Origin of the sequence: Ensifer adhaerens (genome assembly GCF_002940685.1) — a bacterium.
Classification (GTDB): domain Bacteria; phylum Pseudomonadota; class Alphaproteobacteria; order Rhizobiales; family Rhizobiaceae; genus Ensifer; species Ensifer adhaerens_E.
The window spans coordinates 98,985-116,819 of the sequence record NZ_PNFP01000005.1 but is presented as its reverse complement, the minus strand read 5'-3'; the positions used below and the strand labels follow the sequence as shown (position 1 = coordinate 116,819).

Sequence of the window (17,835 nt, the reverse complement as noted above, 5' to 3'; positions counted from 1 at the left end):
CAGGTCCGGCAAAAGTCTCAGAAGGGATTCCAGGTCGGGGTCTGGGTCATCTTGAGGTAGCCGACATTGACGCCCAGCCGTGCGCCGATGCCGGTGCGGATCGGCACCACGACGATGTTTTCGTCGGTCAGCACCGTCATGCCGACGCCGGCAACCACATAGGCCGAGCCGGAGACGCCGCCGAAGCGCTTGTAGAGCGCCGGCACGCTCGGCAGATTGTAGACGAGCATCATGGCGCGGCTGCCCTGGCCGCCCCAGTCGATGCCGAGCGACGGCCCCTGCCAGAACACGCTATGCTGTCCGGCGTTCTTGGTGTTGAGTTCGCCTTCGCCGTAGGTAAGCCCGGCGATGAAGGCGCCGGAACCTTCCTGCCCGAGGATGTAGCCGTTCGGCAGGCCATAGCGTTCGAAAGCGCGTTCGACGACCTTGGCAAGGCCGCCCGAGGTCTCGCCGAAGAAGCCGTGACCGGCATCGACGATTTCCTGCATGGTGTATTGGCTGTTGTTGTTGGCCGACTGGGCCTGCGCGGCGGACAGGGTGCCGGCGACCAGAAACATCGCGGCCAGGACAACACGGCCAGCCGATGAGGCTGCCTTCATGATCTGATGCATCATATCCTCCGTCAGGCGCGAAAATTGCTCGCTTGCGGGTTTGCAGTGGCCGCCAGTCAGATCACTGCGCGGCCAGTTGGGGTCTGGACCAATTCCATGCAATTTGAACCGATGGTCTTAACAATCGGTTTACCAAATGTGGTGTCATTATGTTCCACTGATGAACGGCTGCGCCGGGCAGCGCATGACTTGCGTCTTCACGCATGAGGCTTTACCGGCGTGACCACGGCGCGTGCTCCGGAAACGCGCCGTCGGCACCAAACAAGGAACCAAGATGGCAACGAATCCGAACCTGACTTTGACGGGACCCGATCTGGCCGCGCTTCTGTGCAGCCGGGTTTGCCACGACATCATTTCCCCGGTCGGCGCCATCAACAACGGCCTGGAACTGCTCGATGAGGGCGGCGCCGATGCCGACGCGATGGACCTCATCCGTACCAGCGCGCTCAACGCGTCTGTCCGCCTGAAGTTCGCCCGTCTCGCCTTCGGCGCCTCCGGTTCGGTCGGTGCTTCGATCGACACGGGCGAAGCGGAAAAGGCCGCCAAGGACTTTGCCGCCGCCGAGAAGAAGACCGAGGTCAATTGGCACGGTCCGCGCGCGATCATCGCCAAGAACCGCGTCAAGCTGCTCTTGAACCTCTTCCTGATCGCCTACGGCGCCATTCCGCGCGGCGGCTCGATCGACGTCACGCTGGAGAATCCGGAGTTCGACGCCGTGTTCACCCTGGTGGCGAAGGGCCGGATGATGCGCGTGCCGCCGAAGCTGGTGGAGCTTCTGTCCGGCACGCCGGAGGAAGCGGTCGACGCCCATTCGATCCAGCCCTACTACGCGGTGCTTCTCGGCGAAGAGGCAGGCATGGAGATTGCCGTAGCCTCGACCGGCGAGGAAATCATCTTTACGGCCAAAATGCAGCCTGAGGTTTAATTCGGCAGCGCCAGGCGTTCCGACTTTTTGACGTTTCGACATCCGCCGGGTGCCAACGCATCCGGCGGAAACGTATCTGCCATCCGCGTTTCAATGTCGCCTCGGTTCTCGAAAATTTAATATTTTCAAAGTGTTGATCGCGCGCGAAAAAGCTTCGTTAAGCAAACTCCGTAACGAAATCTTTCCCAAATTTGTATAGAGTTGTTTCAAGAATGCCGATACGCGTATAGGTAAGTGGCGAAGGGAGTTGGACATGCGACGTTTGATGATTGCCGACGGCTCGGATGTCGTCAGGAAAGTTGGAAAACGTATCCTCTCCGGCATGGGCTTTATGGTTTACGAGGCGTCGAACAGCCTCGAGGCGCTTGTGCGCTGTGAAGCGGAACTCCCGAACATCCTGATCATCGATGCGGGTCTCGAAGGCGCGCTCGAGCTCATCGGCAACATTCGCCGGCTGCCGAATGGACCCTCGGTGCGGATCTACTACTGCGTCGTCGAGGCGGACCTGAAGAAGATGATGGCCGGAAAGCGGGCTGGCGCAGACGATTTCCTGCTGAAGCCTTTCGACCGCAAGATCCTGACCAGCGTTTTTGCGAGCCAGTCGATGGCGGCCTGAGCCGCCTCTTTTGCCGATCGCTTCGAAGCGAATGCGAGCCGTGGCCTTTGCCGCGGCTTTTTGCTTGTCCGCAAACCGGAAAAGCGAGCGGCTCTTTCAAGAGGGCAGGGTAGGGGTGGATGGCTGATGAACAGCGCGCGAAGGTTGCCGGGATGCCGCTTGCGAAACCGGTGGGCGCGGTCGGTCATGCCCAAAACAAAACCCGCCTCATAGGCGGGTTTTGCGAAACTCTTCAATGTCGGGCCCGCATCATGCGGGGTCGGTGCAAGCCCTGACGGGAAATCAGGCAGTTTCGGCGTACTCGGCGCCATCCGGCTCGCGCAGCACATAGCCGCGGCCCCAGACGGTTTCGATGTAGTTGGCGCCGCCGGCGGCGTTTGCGAGCTTCTTGCGCAGCTTGCAGATGAAGACGTCGATGATCTTCAGTTCCGGCTCGTCCATGCCGCCATAGAGGTGGTTGAGGAACATTTCCTTGGTGAGCGTCGTGCCCTTGCGCAGCGAGAGCAGCTCGAGCATCTGGTATTCCTTGCCGGTCAGGTGGACGCGCTGTCCGCCGACTTCAACCGTCTTGGCATCCAGATTGACGATCAGCTCGCCGGTCGAGATGACCGACTGGGCGTGGCCCTTGGAGCGGCGGACGATCGCATGAATGCGAGCGACCAGTTCGTCCTTGTGGAACGGCTTGGTCATGTAGTCGTCTGCGCCGAAGCCCAGGCCGCGGACCTTGTCTTCGATGCCGGCCATGCCCGAGAGAATCAGGATGGGGGTCTTCACCTTGGAAAGACGCAGCGTTCTCAAGACTTCGTAGCCGGACATGTCCGGCAGGTTGAGGTCGAGAAGGATGATGTCGTAGTCATAGAGTTTGCCGAGATCGACGCCTTCTTCACCGAGATCGGTGGTGTAGACGTTGAAACTCTCGGACTTGAGCATCAGCTCAATGCTCTGAGCCGTTGCGCTGTCGTCTTCAATTAGTAGAACCCGCATATTCTTCCCCTTTTCCGCCGCCCAAGGTTGTCGTGGCACCCTTACGCGATACGGATCCAGTCGTTGCCTGATTTGGAGGCTGCCACCAAATGGTTAACAAATTCTGATTCCCTCTGGCAAGGTGTATCGAGTTTGTTAAATATTTTTAGCAGTCTCCTGTTTTCAAACGTGAATCCAGAACGGCTAATCTCATGTGAAACATGAGGAAATGCCGCTATCTGACTCTTTCGACTCGTTAATGCCGGGCGGTCACATTTCGTGCCTCAGCATTTACGGAGCCTTAAATCATCACGCCTATGATTAACGATGCCCGTAAACGAAAGGTTACCAGCGGTAGGCTTTTGTTAATATCGCTGAAGATTTTTCGTTTCCGGCCCTGTTCGGGCCGGCTCGCGGGCAAATCAGTAACCGGGGTCTCGTTATCCACGGGAGTATTGCGTATGAAAGCACGTGAGAGCCTTGTCCGACTGAAGGAGTTTCAGGTCCGGGAGAAGCAGCGTCAGCTGAACCAGCTTCAGATGATGATGTCTGAGTTCGAACGGATGACCAAGGATCTGGAAAATCAGATTATTTTCGAGGAGAAGAAGTCGGGCATCTCCGATCCCCTGCACTTCGCCTATCCCACTTTCGCCAAGGCCGCACGTCAAAGAGCCGACAATCTTCAGGTTTCCATTCGCGAACTGAAGACGCAGCAGGATGCTGCCGAACTCGCGCTCGAAGAAGTGCAGGCCGAATACGCGAAGGCGGCGGCCCTCGAAGAGCGGGACACATCGACCCGCCTGCGGGCATAGCTGCGGCTCCTGCGCCTCAATCTGGCGCAGCGGGCCGCAACGCCTTGTTCCAAAGGGTGATTTGAACCCCGAGCCGGGTCCGGCAGGGGGAATTTGTCCGTTGGACGGGCAGGTAGCCCGTTTCGGAGCAGATGGTTCCATCCTTGACGGATCATGCGTCTGGCATGATCCGATCCGGCACGATCGTGACAAGACGAAAAGACCCGCCCGATGCCTCGGCATCCGGGCGGGTCTTCTCATTTCAGGACCGGACTTTGAGCGCCGCGCGTCTCAACCCTGGATGACATCCTGCCATTCGGGGTGCCGCATGGCCTGTGCCTTCATGAAGGGGCAGAGCGGAATGATCTTCCAGCCGCCCTTGCGGGCCTCCTCGATCGCGTGCTTGGCCAGCGCCTGGCCGACACCCTTGCCGCGCAGCGCATCCGGAACGAGCGTATGGTCGACGATGATCAGTTGTGGCGAGGTGCGCGAATAGGTCATTTCACCGGTGTGGCCTTCGACTGATGTCGAGTAGCGGCCGTGCGATCCGGTTTCCTCGTGCATGATTTCCATGGCAGCCTTCCTTGGTGAACGGGTTTGTCTGGCTGGAAGCTAGCGCAGATTTCCGGAAATCGGAATCGTTCGCGCGGGCCTCGCCGGTGTACGGAGTGTTCGCGAAACGGAACCAATGCCCGGGGATCCGGAGCATATCGTGCAACGTGCGCAACCATTCTGCGATTACGACATGCGACAGATCAACGAGTTGAAGCGCATCCAAGCCTTGAAACGACGGCGGCGGCCCCGGGGAACCCGGAGCCGCCGCGCGACCTATGGCCCTGTGATGGGCGAATTAGTGGCGATACTGCTGGATGCGAGTGGTGCGCAGGCCGGCGAGACCGTGATCGTTGATCGAGGACTGCCAGGACAGGAACTCCTCGACGGTAAGGGTATAGCGTTCGCACGCCTCCTCGAGACTCAACAGGCCACCGCGCACGGCGGCAACAACCTCAGCCTTCCTGCGGATCACCCAGCGCCGGGTATTGGCCGGCGGTAGGTCCGCAATCGTCAGAGGGCTGCCATCGGGGCCGATGACATATTTCACGCGTGGTCGCATCATTTCGGTCATGGGACTCTCTACACAAACTCAAGACCATATGACCGTGACCTTAGCCTGCCACATTTAACATTTGCCTAAGCGTCAAGTAACAATTTGCTCATAATTTGAGACACTTCCGCTGGCCGTCGCCGCGTCGCGGCGCCCCTGAAATCTTATGGCAGTATCTCCCGGACTTGTGGAAACGCTTGAGAACAATCCGGAATCTCCCGGAATTGACATGGGAGCCATGCAAATACCACATTTCACTTTAACTAAAATTTTTGGTAACGAAGCGCCGAAATAAGGATGAGCGTCGTGTATGCGCTCCCGCATTTATTCTTGGTGCATCGTCATTTTTTTCACAACCGGACGCGTTTCTTGCGCGGGCAGGCCGGTAGCGGCAGTTTTATTTCGTCTGCCGGGTGAAATTCATGCGCCTGACAATGTGGGGCGTTGTTTGTATTTCTCTCGACCGGGCGCGGTGGCGCCAGGGGATGTGGTGATCGCAGATGAAGGAATCGCAGGAACCGGCCTTGCTGCGCGAGGCTGAAACGGTGGAGATGTTTTCGGACATCGATACGGCCACCGTCCGCACCGAATACGAACTTCTGCATCTGATGCGGCGGTTGATCGCGCGTTATGGCTTTGCCCATTTCATGATCGCGCGGATGCCGCTCGCCGAACAGCAGCGCTTTTCCGAGCGGTTGGTGCTGAGCAACTGGCCGTCCGAACTGGTGCGCCAGTACGATGCCTGCGAAACCTTCCAGTCGAGCACGCTGGTCGAAAAGTTGCGCTACACCAAGCTGCCGGTGACCGGCGGACCCGAGCTGCTCGACGTCGCGGCCAAGGCCGCGGACGAGGCGACGGTTCACCGTCTGCTCGCCCACCCGGAAATGGCGCGCCATTTTGCGGTGCTTCTGCACACGAGCGGCGGGGACCCCTTCGTCGCCATGCTGTCCGGCCGCCGCGAGGCCCCCGCCGGCGTCGAGCGCGCCACGCTGTACCTGACGCTGATCCAGCTTTTCGAGTGCCTGGAGCGTACCTTCGACACCGGCAATTCGGCACGCGAGAGGCTGTCGAGCCGTGAGGTGGAATGTCTGCGCTGGGCGGCGGCCGGCAAGAGCAGCGACGAGATCGGCATCATTCTTGGCATTTCGACCTACACGGTCAGCAGCTACTTCAAGAGCGCGACCCGCAAGCTCGACGCCGTCAACCGCATGCAGGCGATCGCTCGTGCGATGCGGCTGAAGCTGATCTGAGGCCTTCGAGCGGCCCGATTGCCGCGCGCGGCCCTCGGCGGCCGGCCTTGCCGCCGGACGGACAAGTTTCTATATGTCGCGGAACTGAAAGTGCTGCGGCGCGCATCGTGCATCCGGTTGGGTGCCGGCCGCCACGGAACCGAAGATGCCGTGGGCCGAGAGTTGCTCGGCGAAGCATCGCATGAAGCGTGAAACAGGGCAGGCGCTTATCGCCGCCCGAAGGCCGGATTGGATCCCGTGAACAGTCTCGATTTTGACCGCAAGCCCGAAGATACGCGTGTCGTCGTCGCCATGTCCGGCGGCGTCGACAGTTCTGTCGTCGCCGGCCTGCTCAAACGCGAGGGCTACGACGTTCTCGGCATCACGCTGCAGCTCTACGATCATGGCGCTGCCGTGCACCGTGCCGGCTCCTGCTGCGCCGGCCAGGATATCGACGATGCCCGCCGCGTCTGCGAGACGCTCGGCATCCCTCATTACGTGCTCGACTACGAAGCGCGCTTCCGCGAAACGGTGATCAATCCGTTTGCCGAAAGCTACATCGCCGGCGAGACGCCGATCCCCTGCGTTGCCTGCAATCAGACGGTCAAGTTCGCCGACCTGCTTGCGACCGCCAAGGAGCTCGGCGCCGATGCATTGGCGACCGGCCACTATATCCGCTCGCGGCCGAGCCCGAACCCGCGCTATGCCGGCCAGCGGGCGCTTTACCGGCCGACCGACGCCGAGCGCGACCAGAGCTACTTCCTGTTTGCGACGACGCAAGAGCAGATCGACTATCTGCGCTTTCCGCTCGGCGGCTATTCCAAGGCCGAGACGCGGAAGTTTGCCGAGGAGATGGGCCTCGTCGTCGCACAGAAGGCCGACAGCCAGGACATCTGTTTCGTGCCGCAGGGCAAGTACAGCGACATCGTCGCCAAGCTGAAGCCGAATGCGGCGCTCTCCGGCGAGATCGTGCATCTCGACGGTCGCGTGCTCGGCACCCACGAAGGCATCCTGCACTTCACCATCGGCCAGCGCCGCGGCATCGGCATCGCCACCGGCGAGCCGCTCTATGTCGTCTATCTCGACGCGCGCTCGCGCCGCGTCATCGTCGGCCCCAAGGAGGCGCTCGAAACCCGCCGCGTCTACCTGCGCGACGTCAACTGGCTGGGCGACGAGGACGTCGAGACGGCAGCCGCCCGCGGCTTCGACTGTTTCGCCAAGGTACGCTCCACCCGCCAGCCGGCGCCGGCGATCCTGGCGATGGACGATGAGGGCATCTATGTGGAACTCGCCGAAGGCGAAGCCGGCATCGCGCCCGGCCAGGCCTGCGCGCTCTATTCCGGCGTCGGCGAGGACGCGCGCGTCTATGGCGGCGGATTCATTCGCAAATCGGAGCGTGAAGCGAGCGCGGAAGCGGCGCTCAAGGCGCTTCTTTCGGCTCCTGCGGCCGCTTGAAGCCCATGATTTCCGGGCTGTTGTGAAAACTTCACATTTTCCCGGAGACTTGGCTTGACACTGGACGGAAGCGGGCCGTATAAGCCGCCCGTCCAGTCAAGACGGCTTCCCCTTCGAAGCCCTGACGCGGTACCCGGCGGAGTAGCTCAGTAGGTTAGAGCAGAGGAATCATAATCCTTGTGTCGGGGGTTCGAATCCCTCCTCCGCTACCACGTCCTTCAGCCATTGAGCCTTGGAACTACCGAGTCCCGACAACTGGCCAATCAAATCAAATTTGACGCTGTAGCGCCGCGATTTTCCCGGAGTCTCGACAGCCAAAACGCAATTCCGGACAGGGTGTCAAAATACCCTTCAATTGCGTTTTGAGGCGTCGCTCGGAGGCGATTCTAACTCTTCAGGCTCTCCTCCAAATGGACGTTATCCGAGATAGGCGGACGAATGGAAGCCGCAAGACCAAATGCGGCCGCTCTTAAACGAGGACCATTCCGCAAGAAATACTTGGATCGCAAGTTCATCTCATAGTCTCGTGGAGGCGCACAGAACCTGGCTCATTACCATCCCCATGACGCCTAGGTCTGCGGCGTGATACGGGCGGTGGATCGCAACACTCTTCAAGCCAGAATCATCGACTGCGATAGTCTCAATGACATCGAGCAACGTCTGCGCCGCAATACCTGCGGCGCCAAGGATGCGAAGTCGATGCACGACTATTTCGCCGCTGCCCGAACGAAGTGATAAACGCTGACACTCGGCGAAACCCGATTGGTCCCACCTTACTCTAGGATGCAAATCAAATGCAGATCGAAGTCACTCCAGAAGAGCTTCGCTATCTTATCCGATGCGGAGCTGCCTTGACCCAAAACGTACCAGAGCAGTCACTTCCGACATATTGCGGTTTTGATAAAAAGCAGATCGTCGAATTTTCATCGAGGCTGCGAGAGGAGCTAGATAACGCCGGCTTAGATCTGTAGCGAAAGTCAAATGCAGTGCCGGACAGGAGGCCATCAAACGTACCTCCGCGACGCTTACTGCCACGGTAGAATCGCCCAAGTTGGACAGAAAACTCTGCTCCCATGGAGTGCGATGTCAGGCCAAAAAGCGTCCGAAAGAAATCTGGGGGGTGACGTGAGACGGTCCTCCGCTACCATTTCTTCCCGCATCCATCCCGATAGCGTCGATCTAGAAACGTCCGCAATTCACGGATGATTTCATCCGTCTTGTGCCCTGAGACGGCGAGGCGACGGCAAAGGGCCTATCGTCGCCACGCAACCAAGTTCAGTTCGAGTCCGATCTCGCCTCGCTCTGCGTCAACGCTCGGTCGGCTTCAGCGGCAAGGTCAGCGCCGGGCCGCTCTTCACCCCGAACTGCCGTCTGAACTGCCGTGACGCGCTGCCGTCGAACAGCGATTGCGGCAACGGTGCGCCAATGGCCCATTTGTACTTCGCTTCGTGATCGCTGCTCAGCGCCTGGTGCGCCACGGCGCTCAAGGGCAGGACATATTCCGGCTTGCGCAGGCCGCGCTCGGCATTGCCGAGCCATGTGAGGACGACCAGGATTTCGCCGCCGAGCTCGAGCGCATCAAGTGCCAATGATTTTCCGCCGACCGAGGCACGGACGGCCTGTTCGTGGAAGGTGAAGGCGCTGAGTTTCAGTTCGTTTTGCGGATCCGTCATTTCGGGCCTTCCTGGATATGCTGCCAACGCTGTCTTGAGCGACGATTCGTTCAGTCAGCGTTCCCTATCATAATCCCTATGGCCATGCATGGAGCCGACGATTGATGCAAAAAAGGCGCCGCCATCATCGATGGCAGCGCCTGCAGAGGATTGCGCTTGAGAGGGTGTGCGTAGAAACCAGCCAGGCATGCTGCCCGGCTGCCGCTGCGGGGTGGGTCGCCTCAGCGATGGATCGACGAGGTGATCGTCGTGTAGTCGGGCAGGTTGATGTCAGCGATTTCGGCTGCGCGGTATTGGGACAGGGCGAAGTGCATGATCGCGATCACGGTGATCGAGAAGGCCAGTACGGTGACGTTGACGCCGAAAGCGGTTTTGATCATGTCCCTTGTCCTCCGAGCCCTGTGCTTGTTGATGTGTGTGGCTAGAAACCGTGAGATGGAGACTATCGTGTGGCGTCAATTGCGCTGTTCCCCGGGGAACACAGAATATGGTTTCTGAATTCTTAACCGTCGCAGCCTGAAAAGCGCGGGTGCAGAGAACGGTTGCGATCGCCGGTCCCGCGATTAAGGTGCGCGGCTCGGACCGGACCGGATTTGGGCCGGACAACTCAGCATCTGGCGTTCCCTGCACAGTTGCGTCGGCCTATACCGGACGCTCGGCGGGCTTCACGGACGCCCATTTTCAAAAGTGATTGCTTCATGACCATTTCCATCCGCACGTCTCGCCCTTCCGATTTTCCGCGTACCTTCGAGATCTGGCGTAGCGCCGTCATTGCCACGCACGATTTCCTGACGCCGGAGGATTTCGCGACGATCGAGGCGCTGGTGCGTGACCAGTATCTGCCGGCCGCCGCGTTCTGGATTGCCGCTGACGAGAACGACCAGGCACTCGGTTTCATGGGCATGAGCGATGCCCAGATCGATTCCCTCTTCGTCCATGCGCAGGCGCGTGGTGCCGGCGTCGGCCGCTCGCTGATCGAGCACGCCATGAGCCTGCACCCGGTGCTGACGGTTGACGTCAACGAACAGAATGCCTCCGGTGCCGGCTTCTATCAGCGGATGGGGTTCGACGTGGTCGGGCGTTCGCCGGTCGACGATGCCGGCCGGTCCTATCCCTTGCTGCATCTCAAGCGCGGCTAACCCGACAAGCGCAGGCGCGCCCGATCAGCCGGCCGGCGTGTCGATGGTGATGAGGAACACGACGGCAGAGGCAGCCGGTTCGATGGTGATAGCGGCAGAGCCTTCGAGGATGGCCGTGTCGCCCGCCGCGAGATCGGCCGTGGCTTCGCCTGCGGTCAAACGCACGGCGCCGCCATGGCAAAGCGCGAGCGTCGTTCCCCCCAAGGCTTCCGCCCTGTACGGATGATCGAGCGCCACGCGCTGGACCATATGGGCAAGCTTGCCACGCCTTGTCATGACGTTGAGGTCGACGATCGGACCATCGACCAGCGTTGCCGTGGTGGCGGCGTCGGCCGGGAAGGGGAGCGGAGCCGTTCCTCCGGTCATCAGGACGGGTTCACGGCCATCGATCATCAGCCGCATGCCCTTGCCCTGAAGAATCGACAGCGTGCGGTCGATGCCGGGGAAGCTGGAGAAGGGGCCGTCGGTGGCCACTGTCGCCATGCTGACGCGCCAGTCGAAATCGGCGAGCGAGGCATTCTCGGGGGAGACGGCGATCTCCACCGTCTCGCCGCCGCCGTTCTTCCAGGGCATGCGTTTGTAGCTACTGGCGCTGAGGACCTTCATGGCATGGTCTCTTCAATGAGTACCCGCATGTGCGCGAAGTCGCCGTTCAGCGGCCGGCCGTCGGCATAGGTCGGGATCTGGGTACGGATGCGCCGATAAAGCGCGTCGGTGCGTGCGGCGCGGCCACGGGGCTGCAGGTCATAGGCCTGCGATGCGGCGAGCAATTCGATCGAAAGGATCGTTTCGAGATTGTCGGCAATCGACAGCGCCTTCCAGGCCGCCGGCGTCGCATGGGTGAGGATGTCTTCCTGCAGCGCCGAGGTGATGCCGCCATCGAGGCTGGCGGGGGCGGCGAGGCGCCTGTTTTCGGCGGCGAGCGAGGCTGCGGTGTACTGCGCGATCATGAAGCCCGAGGAGACGCCGCTGTCGCCGGCAAGGAAGGCCGGCAGGCCGCTGACGAGCGGATTGACCAGCCGGTCGATGCGGCGTTCCGAGATTGCGGCGACTTCGGCCACGGCGACCGAAAGGCTGTCCATGGCAAGGCCGAGGGCAGCGCCGACGGCATGCGCCTGCGAGTGCACCTCCGGCGCTTCGGGCGTACCCGATACGGCCGGATTGTCGGTGAGGCTTGCCAGCTCGCGGTCGACCACTTCGGCCACTTGGGCCAGCGCATCGCGCGCAGCGCCATGCACATGCGGCACGGCGCGAAGGCTCAAGGGGTCCTGCGTGCGCGTGCCGGCGGTCTCGGCGAGCATCGGGCTACCCAAGAGATAGGCGCGCAGCGACGCGCCGACGTCTTCCAGCCCCTTGGAGCGACGAAGCGCCAGCGGGACGGCGGCAAAGGCGTTGGCCTGGCTGCCGAGGTTTTCATAGGTCATGGCGGCAGCCGCATCCGCCCAGTCGAACAGGCGGTCGGCGCGCGAGAGCGCCAGAGCCGCAAGACCGGTGGCGCAAGGCGTGCCGTTGACGAGGCTGAGGCCTTCCTTGGCCTCAAGCGTGAGCGGCTTGAGACCGATCCGGGCGAGCGCTTCGGCGCCGCCGATCCTGCCCTTGCCGTCATTGACACTTCCGTGGCCGATCAGCACGAGGCCGATCGCGGCCGCGTGGGTGAGGTAGCCGACCGAGCCGCGTGACGGGATCTCCGGAATGAGATCGGCATTGAGCAGCGCCAGCAGCGCCTCGACCGTTTCGACACGAACGCCGGAATAGCCATGGGCGAAGTTTGCGATCTGGGCGGCCATGACGGCGCGGGCTTCGGGCCGGGAAAGCGGCGCGCCGACGCCGCAGGCATGGCTGAGGATGATGTTGCGCGAGAGTGCCTGCTGGTTCTCCCGGTCGATGATGACATCGCAGAGCGCGCCGACGCCGGTGTTGATGCCGTAGCCGCGGATGCCCCGCTCGACCAGCGCGTCGACGATGCGGCGGGCATGGACGATGCGCTGGCGGGCGGCATCGGAGAGTTCGAGCCGGGCGCCATTGGCGACCGCCGCGATCTCTTTCCAGGTCAACGGCGCATCGAGGGTGATGGTCTCATTCCTCAGCTCAGTCATGGGCTTCCGGTCGTCCCTGTCGGCGTTGCACGAAGCGGGCAACGTAATCGTTGGCCGGCCGCTCCAAGATATCGTCCGGCGTGCCGACCTGCACCACCTGGCCGTCCTTGAGGATGGCGATTTCCGAACCGATGCGCAGCGCCTCGTCGAGATCATGGGTGATGAAGACGATGGTTTTCGACAGGTTCTGCTGCAGCTGCAGCAACTGGTCCTGCATGTCGGCGCGGATCAACGGGTCGAGCGCCGAGAAGGCCTCGTCCATCAGGATCACGTCGGTATCGGCGGCCAGCGCCCGAGCAAGACCCACGCGTTGCTTCATGCCGCCCGAGAGCTGGTGCGGGTACTTGGCGTCGTAGCCGGCGAGACCCACGGTCTCGATCCACTTCATGCCGATGTCGCGGGCCTCGGCCTTGGGCAGGCCGCGCACGCGCTGGCCGTAGACGACGTTCTGCAGCACGGTTCGGTGTGGCATCAGCGCGAAACTCTGGAACACCATGCTGACCCGGTGCATGCGGAAGGTGCGCAGCGCCTTGGCGTCGAGGTCCAGGATGTTGCTGCCGTCGAACGCCACTTCGCCGCTGGTCGGCTCGATCAGCCGGTTGATGTGGCGCACCAGCGTCGACTTGCCGGAGCCGGAAAGCCCCATGATCACGAAGATCTTGCCGGCGCCGATCGTCAGGCTGACATTGTTGAGGCCGACGCTGCAGCCGGAGCGGGCGAGGATTTCGGACTTGTTCAGCCCTTCCTTGGCCATGGCGAGTGCCGCCTTGGCGTCCTGTCCGAAGATCTTGTAGACGTTGCGGATCTCGATATCAGCCATTGCGGGGATCCTCCGTCCGGCTCTTGCCGAAGCCTTGCGTGATGCGGTCGAGTACGATCGCGAGAATGACGATGCCGATGCCGGCTTCCAGCCCCTTGCCGACGTCGAGCGTCTGGATGCCGTTCAGCACCTGTTCGCCGAGGCCGCGGGCGCCGATCATCGAGGCGACGACCACCATCGACAATGCCATCATGATCGTCTGGTTGAGGCCGGCCATGATCGTCGGCGTGGCGAGCGGAAGCTCGACGCCGAAGAGGATCTGGTTGGGACTGCCGCCGAAGGCGGTCGCCGCTTCCACCACCTCGTGATCGACCTGGCGGATGCCGAGATCGGTGAGGCGAATGAGCGGCGGCACCGCATAGATGATGGTGGCGAGGATCGCCGGCACCTTGCCGAGGCCGAAGAGCATCAGCGCCGGGATCAGGTAGACGAAGCTCGGCATCGTCTGCATGACGTCGAGCACCGGCAGGGTGATGCTGCGCACCGTCCGGCTCTTGGCGACGAAGATGCCCATGGGCACGCCGATGACGACCGACACGATCGTCGCCATCAGCATTAGCGCCAGCGTCTGCATCGTCAGGTCCCAGAGGCCGAGAACGCCGACGAAGAACAGGAGAACGCCGACGACGACAGTCAGGCCCCAGCGCTTCGAGCTCTGCCAGGCAAGCGCCATGAAGATCAGGATGACGACCCACCAGGGCAGGCCGCGCAGGATCCATTCGATATAGAGAACGGCCTTCAGGATGACGGCGCTGATCGCCTTGAAGACCCAGCCATAGCCGCTGACCAGCGCCTGGATGAAATCGTTCACCGGCCCGCGAATGGAGAGATTGAGAGAATCCGGAAACATCGGACGCGTTCCTTGCTCGGGCTGCCAGCGGACACGGTGAGCCGCCGACGGCGCTTGCCTCGGGTATTGTGGCCTGCCGCCGGCTCGGGTTCACGCGTCGCGTCAGACACGGCGGCGAAACCCGAGCCGGCGATCAGTCGCGATTACTTCAGGCTGGCTTCGATCTTGCCGCGGGCTTCATCGGAAACCCACTTGCCCCAGACGTCCGCCTTGGTCTTCAGGAACTCGGCGGCAGCGGCCGTCGCGTCGACCTTGTTGTCGGCCATGTAGGCAAGGCTGCCATTGACGGCTTCGAGCGGGAAGGTCGCCTTTTCAAGGATGGCGATGATCTCAGGCGCTTCCTGCGCGAAGGTGCTGTTGACGCCGTAGGAGACATCGACCGACGGGAAGGCGCAGCCCTGTTCGCGCTTGCCGTTGGCGCTCGAAAGCTCCTTCCAGCAGGCTTCGCTATAGGCCGGCTCCTCGAGCTGGACGAGCTTGAACTTGCCCATGATCGCCGTCGGCGACCAGTAGTAGAAGAGGATCGGCTCGCCCTGGAGATAGGCAGAGGTGATGGCGGAATCGAGCGCCGTGCCGGTGCCCGGGCGGAAGTTCACATAGGTTTCGCCGAGCTTGTAGGCTTCGAGCTTGGCGGAGCTGACGCCCTCGCAGGTCCAGCCCGACGGGCAATTGAGGAAGCGGCCCTTGGTCGGCTCTTCCGGATCGGCGAAAAGCTCGACGATCTTCGGATCGGAAAGCTGCGAGACGTTCTTCAGGTCGGGCGCCTTGGCTTCGAGATTGCGCGAGGCATCGCCCTTGATCACGTATTCCGGCACGAACCAGCCTTCGCTGGCGCCGACGAAGGTCTTGCCGACGGCAACGACCTTCTTCTCCTCGACCGCCTTGTTCCAGACGTCGGAACGGCCGAGCCATTCCTCGGCGAAAATCTGCACGTCGTTGTTGGCGGTCGCCTGTTCCAGCGTCACCGAGTTGCCGGGGATCGAATCCACCTGGCAGTCGTAGCCCTTGGCAAGGATGGTCTTCATCACCTCGGTGATGAAGGCGCCGCTTTCCCAATCGATGCCGGCGAACATGACGGTCTTGCCATCGCCGCAATAGGAGGCGCTGGCGCTGCCAGTGGAAGCCGCAAGCACGAGGCCGGTGGCGGCAAGGGTGAGTTTCAGTTTGTTGATCGACATTAAGCTGTTCCCTGATTTGATTTTTGGCTTTGACGATTACTTCAGTTTCATCAGCACCCGCGCAAAGGCGCGGTCGATATCGTCCTCCCGGTCGTGGCGTCCGTTCTGGATCTTCCACGCGCCCGCGACCATGACGTCGCGGACAGTCTCGCCGCCGAGTGCAAAGAGCCAGCGGTCGAGGATCTGGTTGTCGGTGGCGGCGGCGATGTAGGGGTTGCTGCCGTCGAGCACGACGAAATCGGCGCGGGCGCCGACGGTGACCCCCGCCGTCGTCTGGCCGGCAGCCTGGGCACCGCCCTTATGGGCCGCGTCGAAGATGGTCCGACCGATCGAAGCGCCGGGGCCGGTGGCCAGCCGGTTGCGGCGGCGGTCGCGCAGGCGCTGGCCGTATTCGAGCAGGCGCAGTTCCTCGGCGACGCTGGTCGCCACATGGCTGTCGGTGCCGACACCGAAGATGCCGCCCTCGGCCATGAATTCGACCGCCGGGAAGATGCCGTCGCCGAGATTGGCTTCGGTTGCGGGGCAGAGGCCGGCAACGGCGCCGGAGCGTGCCAGGCGCTGCCGCTCGGCTTCGGTCAGATGCGTCGCGTGGATTGCGCACCAGCGTTCATCGACCGGCATTTCATCGAGCAGCCACTCGACCGGGCGGCGGCCGCTCCAGGCGAGGCTGTCATCGACCTCCTTGGTCTGTTCGGCCACGTGGATGTGGATCGGGCCGGCAACGGGTGCGGCATCGAGGATGGTGCGCATTTCCTCGGGCGTCGCCGCGCGCAGCGAATGAATGGCGTAGCCGAGCGTGTGGCCTTGCTCGCGGCAGGGCGGCTCGAGGCGTTCAAGCAGAGCCAGGAAACGCTCGGGATCGTGCAGGAAGGGACGCTGGCCGGGATTGGGCGCGACACCGCCGAAATTGGCGTGGGCGTAGAAAACCGGCAGATGGGTGAGGCCGATGCCGGTCGTGCGGGCGGCTGAGAGAATGCGCAGCGACATCTCGGCCGCATCGGAATAGGGCGTGCCGTCGGCCTGATGGTGCAGGTAGTGGAACTCGGCAACGTGGCCGAAGCCGCCCTTCAGCATCTCCATATAGAGCTTGGCGGCGATCGCCTCGACATCGTCGGGGTTTACGAGGCCGACGGTGCGGTACATTTCCTCGCGCCAGGTCCAGAAGCTGTCGTTACCGCTGCCCGCCACTTCCGCAAGACCGGCCATGGCGCGCTGGAAAGCATGGGAGTGCAGGTTGGCGATCGCCGGGACCAGTGGCCCGGCCGCGCGCTCGTCGCCACCTGAGGCGGTGCTGCCGGTCTCGATCGCTGCAATGCGGCCGGAAGCGTCGAGTGAAATCGCGACGTTTTCGGCCCAGCCGCCGGGCAGGAGAGCCCGTTCTGCAAAGATCCGGTTGACGGGAAAACTAGCCATGTGCATTTTCCTGTACGTAGTTGTATATGGAACTATAGATATTTTACGCTGGCGCGCAAGCGTGAAATGAACGAAAAGATTCTTGGGCGAATGCGCATGATTTGTTCGGCATTCCGGAAAGGCGGGGCGTGAATTGATGACGGCACTGGGAAAACGGAATGAGACGGTCGTTTTTGAAGACGGCCCGGTGCCGCGCTACGAGGCGGTCAAGCAGTTCATCCGCAGCCGCATCGAGAGCGGCGAATGGCCCGCCCATCACCGTATCCCCTCGGAAAACGAGATCGTCGCCGATCTCGGCGTCAGCCGCATGACCGCCAACCGGGCGCTCAGGGAGCTTGCGACCGAGGGTGCGATCACCCGGGTGCAGGGTGTCGGTTCCTTCGTGGCGGCCCATAAGGGCAGCACGGCGCTTCTGGAAGTGCGCAATATCGCCGACGAGATCCATGGACGTGGTCATACGCACACGTCGCTGATGACGCTTCTGCAGGAGGAGGTGGCGACGCCCGAAACCGGCTACGCGCTCGGCCTTGCCACCGGCGCCCGCGTCTTTCATTCGATCATGGTGCATTCGGAAAACGGCCTGCCGATCCAGATCGAGGATCGTTTCGTCAACCCGGCGATCTGCCCGCGCTATCTGGAGCAGGATTTCCAGGCGATGACGCCGAATGCCTATCTGACGGCGATGGCCCCGATAACCCGCACCGAGCAGATTGTCGAGGCCGTGTCGCCGCAACTCTGGGAATGCAAGTTGCTCGGCATCGACCGCAACGAACCGTGCCTGATGATCCGGCGTCGCACCTGGTCGGACGCGGGCAATGTGACGACCGCGCGGCTGCTCTATCCCGGCACCCGCTACCGGCTGGAGGGCATGTCGCAGTAATCGCGGGCAGGATGTAAGCGGAAACCGCGCATCTTTTCCTCGATCCCGCTCTAATCTCGACAACATTCCGGTCGATTCGGAGGATCGACCG

The 17,835-nt window shown here is 62.0% G+C and carries 21 protein-coding genes and 1 tRNA gene; 10 read left to right on the top strand and 12 right to left on the bottom strand.

Translation table 11 applies throughout. The features are described from left to right. Nucleotides 1-17: 17 nt before the first annotated feature. A complete protein-coding gene (locus tag C1A35_RS11600) occupies nt 18-611 on the bottom strand; it encodes a DUF1134 domain-containing protein (RefSeq protein ID WP_104664710.1) in 594 nt (197 codons plus the stop codon). A 274-nt stretch (nt 612-885) separates the two neighbouring features. Between C1A35_RS11600 and chpT the strand changes: the two genes are divergently transcribed. Continuing rightward, nucleotides 886-1,536, top strand: coding sequence for a histidine phosphotransferase ChpT (gene chpT / locus C1A35_RS11595; protein ID WP_104664476.1), 651 nt, complete (start codon nt 886-888; stop codon nt 1,534-1,536). A 253-nt stretch (nt 1,537-1,789) separates the two neighbouring features. Continuing rightward, a complete protein-coding gene (locus tag C1A35_RS11590) occupies nt 1,790-2,152 on the top strand; it encodes a response regulator (RefSeq protein ID WP_034806707.1) in 363 nt (120 codons plus the stop codon). Between the two features lie 282 nt (nt 2,153-2,434). Here the strand turns inward: C1A35_RS11590 and ctrA are convergent, their stop codons facing one another. Further along, entirely contained in the window at nt 2,435-3,136 is a 702-nt protein-coding gene (gene ctrA, locus C1A35_RS11585) for a response regulator transcription factor CtrA (RefSeq protein WP_025424706.1), read from the bottom strand. A gap of 440 nt (nt 3,137-3,576) precedes the next feature. Between ctrA and C1A35_RS11580 the strand changes: the two genes are divergently transcribed. Next, nucleotides 3,577-3,927 (top strand): flagellar export protein FliJ, encoded by a 351-nt coding sequence (locus C1A35_RS11580; protein ID WP_104664475.1) that lies wholly within the window; start codon nt 3,577-3,579, stop codon nt 3,925-3,927. Between the two features lie 270 nt (nt 3,928-4,197). Here the strand turns inward: C1A35_RS11580 and C1A35_RS11575 are convergent, their stop codons facing one another. Beyond that, on the bottom strand, nt 4,198-4,479 hold the full coding sequence (locus C1A35_RS11575; RefSeq protein WP_060581188.1) for a GNAT family N-acetyltransferase: 282 nt from the start codon (nt 4,477-4,479) through the stop codon (nt 4,198-4,200). 277 nt (nt 4,480-4,756) lie between these two features. Then, nucleotides 4,757-5,032: a CtrA inhibitor SciP gene (gene sciP / locus C1A35_RS11570; protein ID WP_003527546.1), complete on the bottom strand. Its 276-nt coding sequence runs from the start codon at nt 5,030-5,032 to the stop codon at nt 4,757-4,759. Between the two features lie 479 nt (nt 5,033-5,511). On the opposite strand from sciP, the gene C1A35_RS11565 reads away from it, so the two are divergent. The 5 genes from C1A35_RS11565 to C1A35_RS35900 all read left to right on the top strand — a co-directional run bounded on the left by C1A35_RS11565 (nt 5,512) and on the right by C1A35_RS35900 (nt 8,666). Further along, the gene (locus tag C1A35_RS11565; protein WP_104664474.1) at nt 5,512-6,261 is read left to right on the top strand and encodes a LuxR C-terminal-related transcriptional regulator; all 750 of its coding nucleotides are present in this window, start codon (nt 5,512-5,514) and stop codon (nt 6,259-6,261) included. A gap of 237 nt (nt 6,262-6,498) precedes the next feature. After that, entirely contained in the window at nt 6,499-7,695 is a 1,197-nt protein-coding gene (gene mnmA, locus C1A35_RS11560; protein WP_104664709.1) for a tRNA 2-thiouridine(34) synthase MnmA, read from the top strand. Nucleotides 7,696-7,830: 135 nt separating this feature from the next. Continuing rightward, nucleotides 7,831-7,907 (top strand) — tRNA-Met (locus tag C1A35_RS11555). Between the two features lie 382 nt (nt 7,908-8,289). Then, a complete protein-coding gene (locus C1A35_RS35905; RefSeq protein ID WP_158665052.1) occupies nt 8,290-8,430 on the top strand; it encodes a hypothetical protein in 141 nt (46 codons plus the stop codon). Nucleotides 8,431-8,489: 59 nt separating this feature from the next. Next, nucleotides 8,490-8,666: a hypothetical protein gene (locus tag C1A35_RS35900; RefSeq protein ID WP_158665051.1), complete on the top strand. Its 177-nt coding sequence runs from the start codon at nt 8,490-8,492 to the stop codon at nt 8,664-8,666. Between the two features lie 336 nt (nt 8,667-9,002). On the opposite strand, the gene C1A35_RS11550 is transcribed toward C1A35_RS35900, so the two are convergent. Both C1A35_RS11550 and C1A35_RS35895 read right to left on the bottom strand, forming a co-directional pair. Beyond that, nucleotides 9,003-9,368, bottom strand: a complete 366-nt coding sequence (locus tag C1A35_RS11550) for a hypothetical protein (protein WP_104664473.1) — start codon at nt 9,366-9,368, stop codon at nt 9,003-9,005. Between the two features lie 221 nt (nt 9,369-9,589). Then, entirely contained in the window at nt 9,590-9,748 is a 159-nt protein-coding gene (locus C1A35_RS35895; protein WP_158665050.1) for a hypothetical protein, read from the bottom strand. Nucleotides 9,749-10,066: 318 nt separating this feature from the next. On the opposite strand from C1A35_RS35895, the gene C1A35_RS11545 reads away from it, so the two are divergent. After that, nucleotides 10,067-10,507, top strand: coding sequence for an acetyltransferase (locus tag C1A35_RS11545; RefSeq protein WP_104664472.1), 441 nt, complete (start codon nt 10,067-10,069; stop codon nt 10,505-10,507). Nucleotides 10,508-10,531: 24 nt separating this feature from the next. Here the strand turns inward: C1A35_RS11545 and C1A35_RS11540 are convergent, their stop codons facing one another. The 6 genes from C1A35_RS11540 to hutF all read right to left on the bottom strand — a co-directional run bounded on the left by C1A35_RS11540 (nt 10,532) and on the right by hutF (nt 16,864). Continuing rightward, a complete protein-coding gene (locus C1A35_RS11540; RefSeq protein ID WP_104664471.1) occupies nt 10,532-11,113 on the bottom strand; it encodes a HutD/Ves family protein in 582 nt (193 codons plus the stop codon). Continuing rightward, nucleotides 11,110-12,603 (bottom strand): HAL/PAL/TAL family ammonia-lyase, encoded by a 1,494-nt coding sequence (locus tag C1A35_RS11535; protein WP_104664470.1) that lies wholly within the window; start codon nt 12,601-12,603, stop codon nt 11,110-11,112. The genes C1A35_RS11540 and C1A35_RS11535 overlap by 4 nt, the downstream gene beginning before the upstream one ends. Beyond that, nucleotides 12,596-13,423 (bottom strand): quaternary amine ABC transporter ATP-binding protein, encoded by an 828-nt coding sequence (locus C1A35_RS11530; protein ID WP_104664469.1) that lies wholly within the window; start codon nt 13,421-13,423, stop codon nt 12,596-12,598. The genes C1A35_RS11535 and C1A35_RS11530 overlap by 8 nt, the downstream gene beginning before the upstream one ends. After that, a complete protein-coding gene (locus C1A35_RS11525; protein WP_104664468.1) occupies nt 13,416-14,273 on the bottom strand; it encodes an ABC transporter permease in 858 nt (285 codons plus the stop codon). Before C1A35_RS11525 ends, C1A35_RS11530 begins: the two co-directional genes overlap by 8 nt. A gap of 143 nt (nt 14,274-14,416) precedes the next feature. After that, nucleotides 14,417-15,451, bottom strand: a complete 1,035-nt coding sequence (locus tag C1A35_RS11520; protein WP_104664467.1) for an ABC transporter substrate-binding protein — start codon at nt 15,449-15,451, stop codon at nt 14,417-14,419. A gap of 36 nt (nt 15,452-15,487) precedes the next feature. After that, nucleotides 15,488-16,864 (bottom strand): formimidoylglutamate deiminase, encoded by a 1,377-nt coding sequence (gene hutF, locus C1A35_RS11515; RefSeq protein WP_104664466.1) that lies wholly within the window; start codon nt 16,862-16,864, stop codon nt 15,488-15,490. Nucleotides 16,865-17,000: 136 nt separating this feature from the next. On the opposite strand from hutF, the gene hutC reads away from it, so the two are divergent. Beyond that, nucleotides 17,001-17,744 carry a histidine utilization repressor gene (gene hutC / locus C1A35_RS11510; RefSeq protein ID WP_104664465.1) on the top strand — a complete coding sequence of 248 codons (744 nt, stop codon included), beginning with the start codon at nt 17,001-17,003 and terminating at the stop codon, nt 17,742-17,744. The last annotated feature ends 91 nt before the right edge of the window (nt 17,745-17,835 follow it).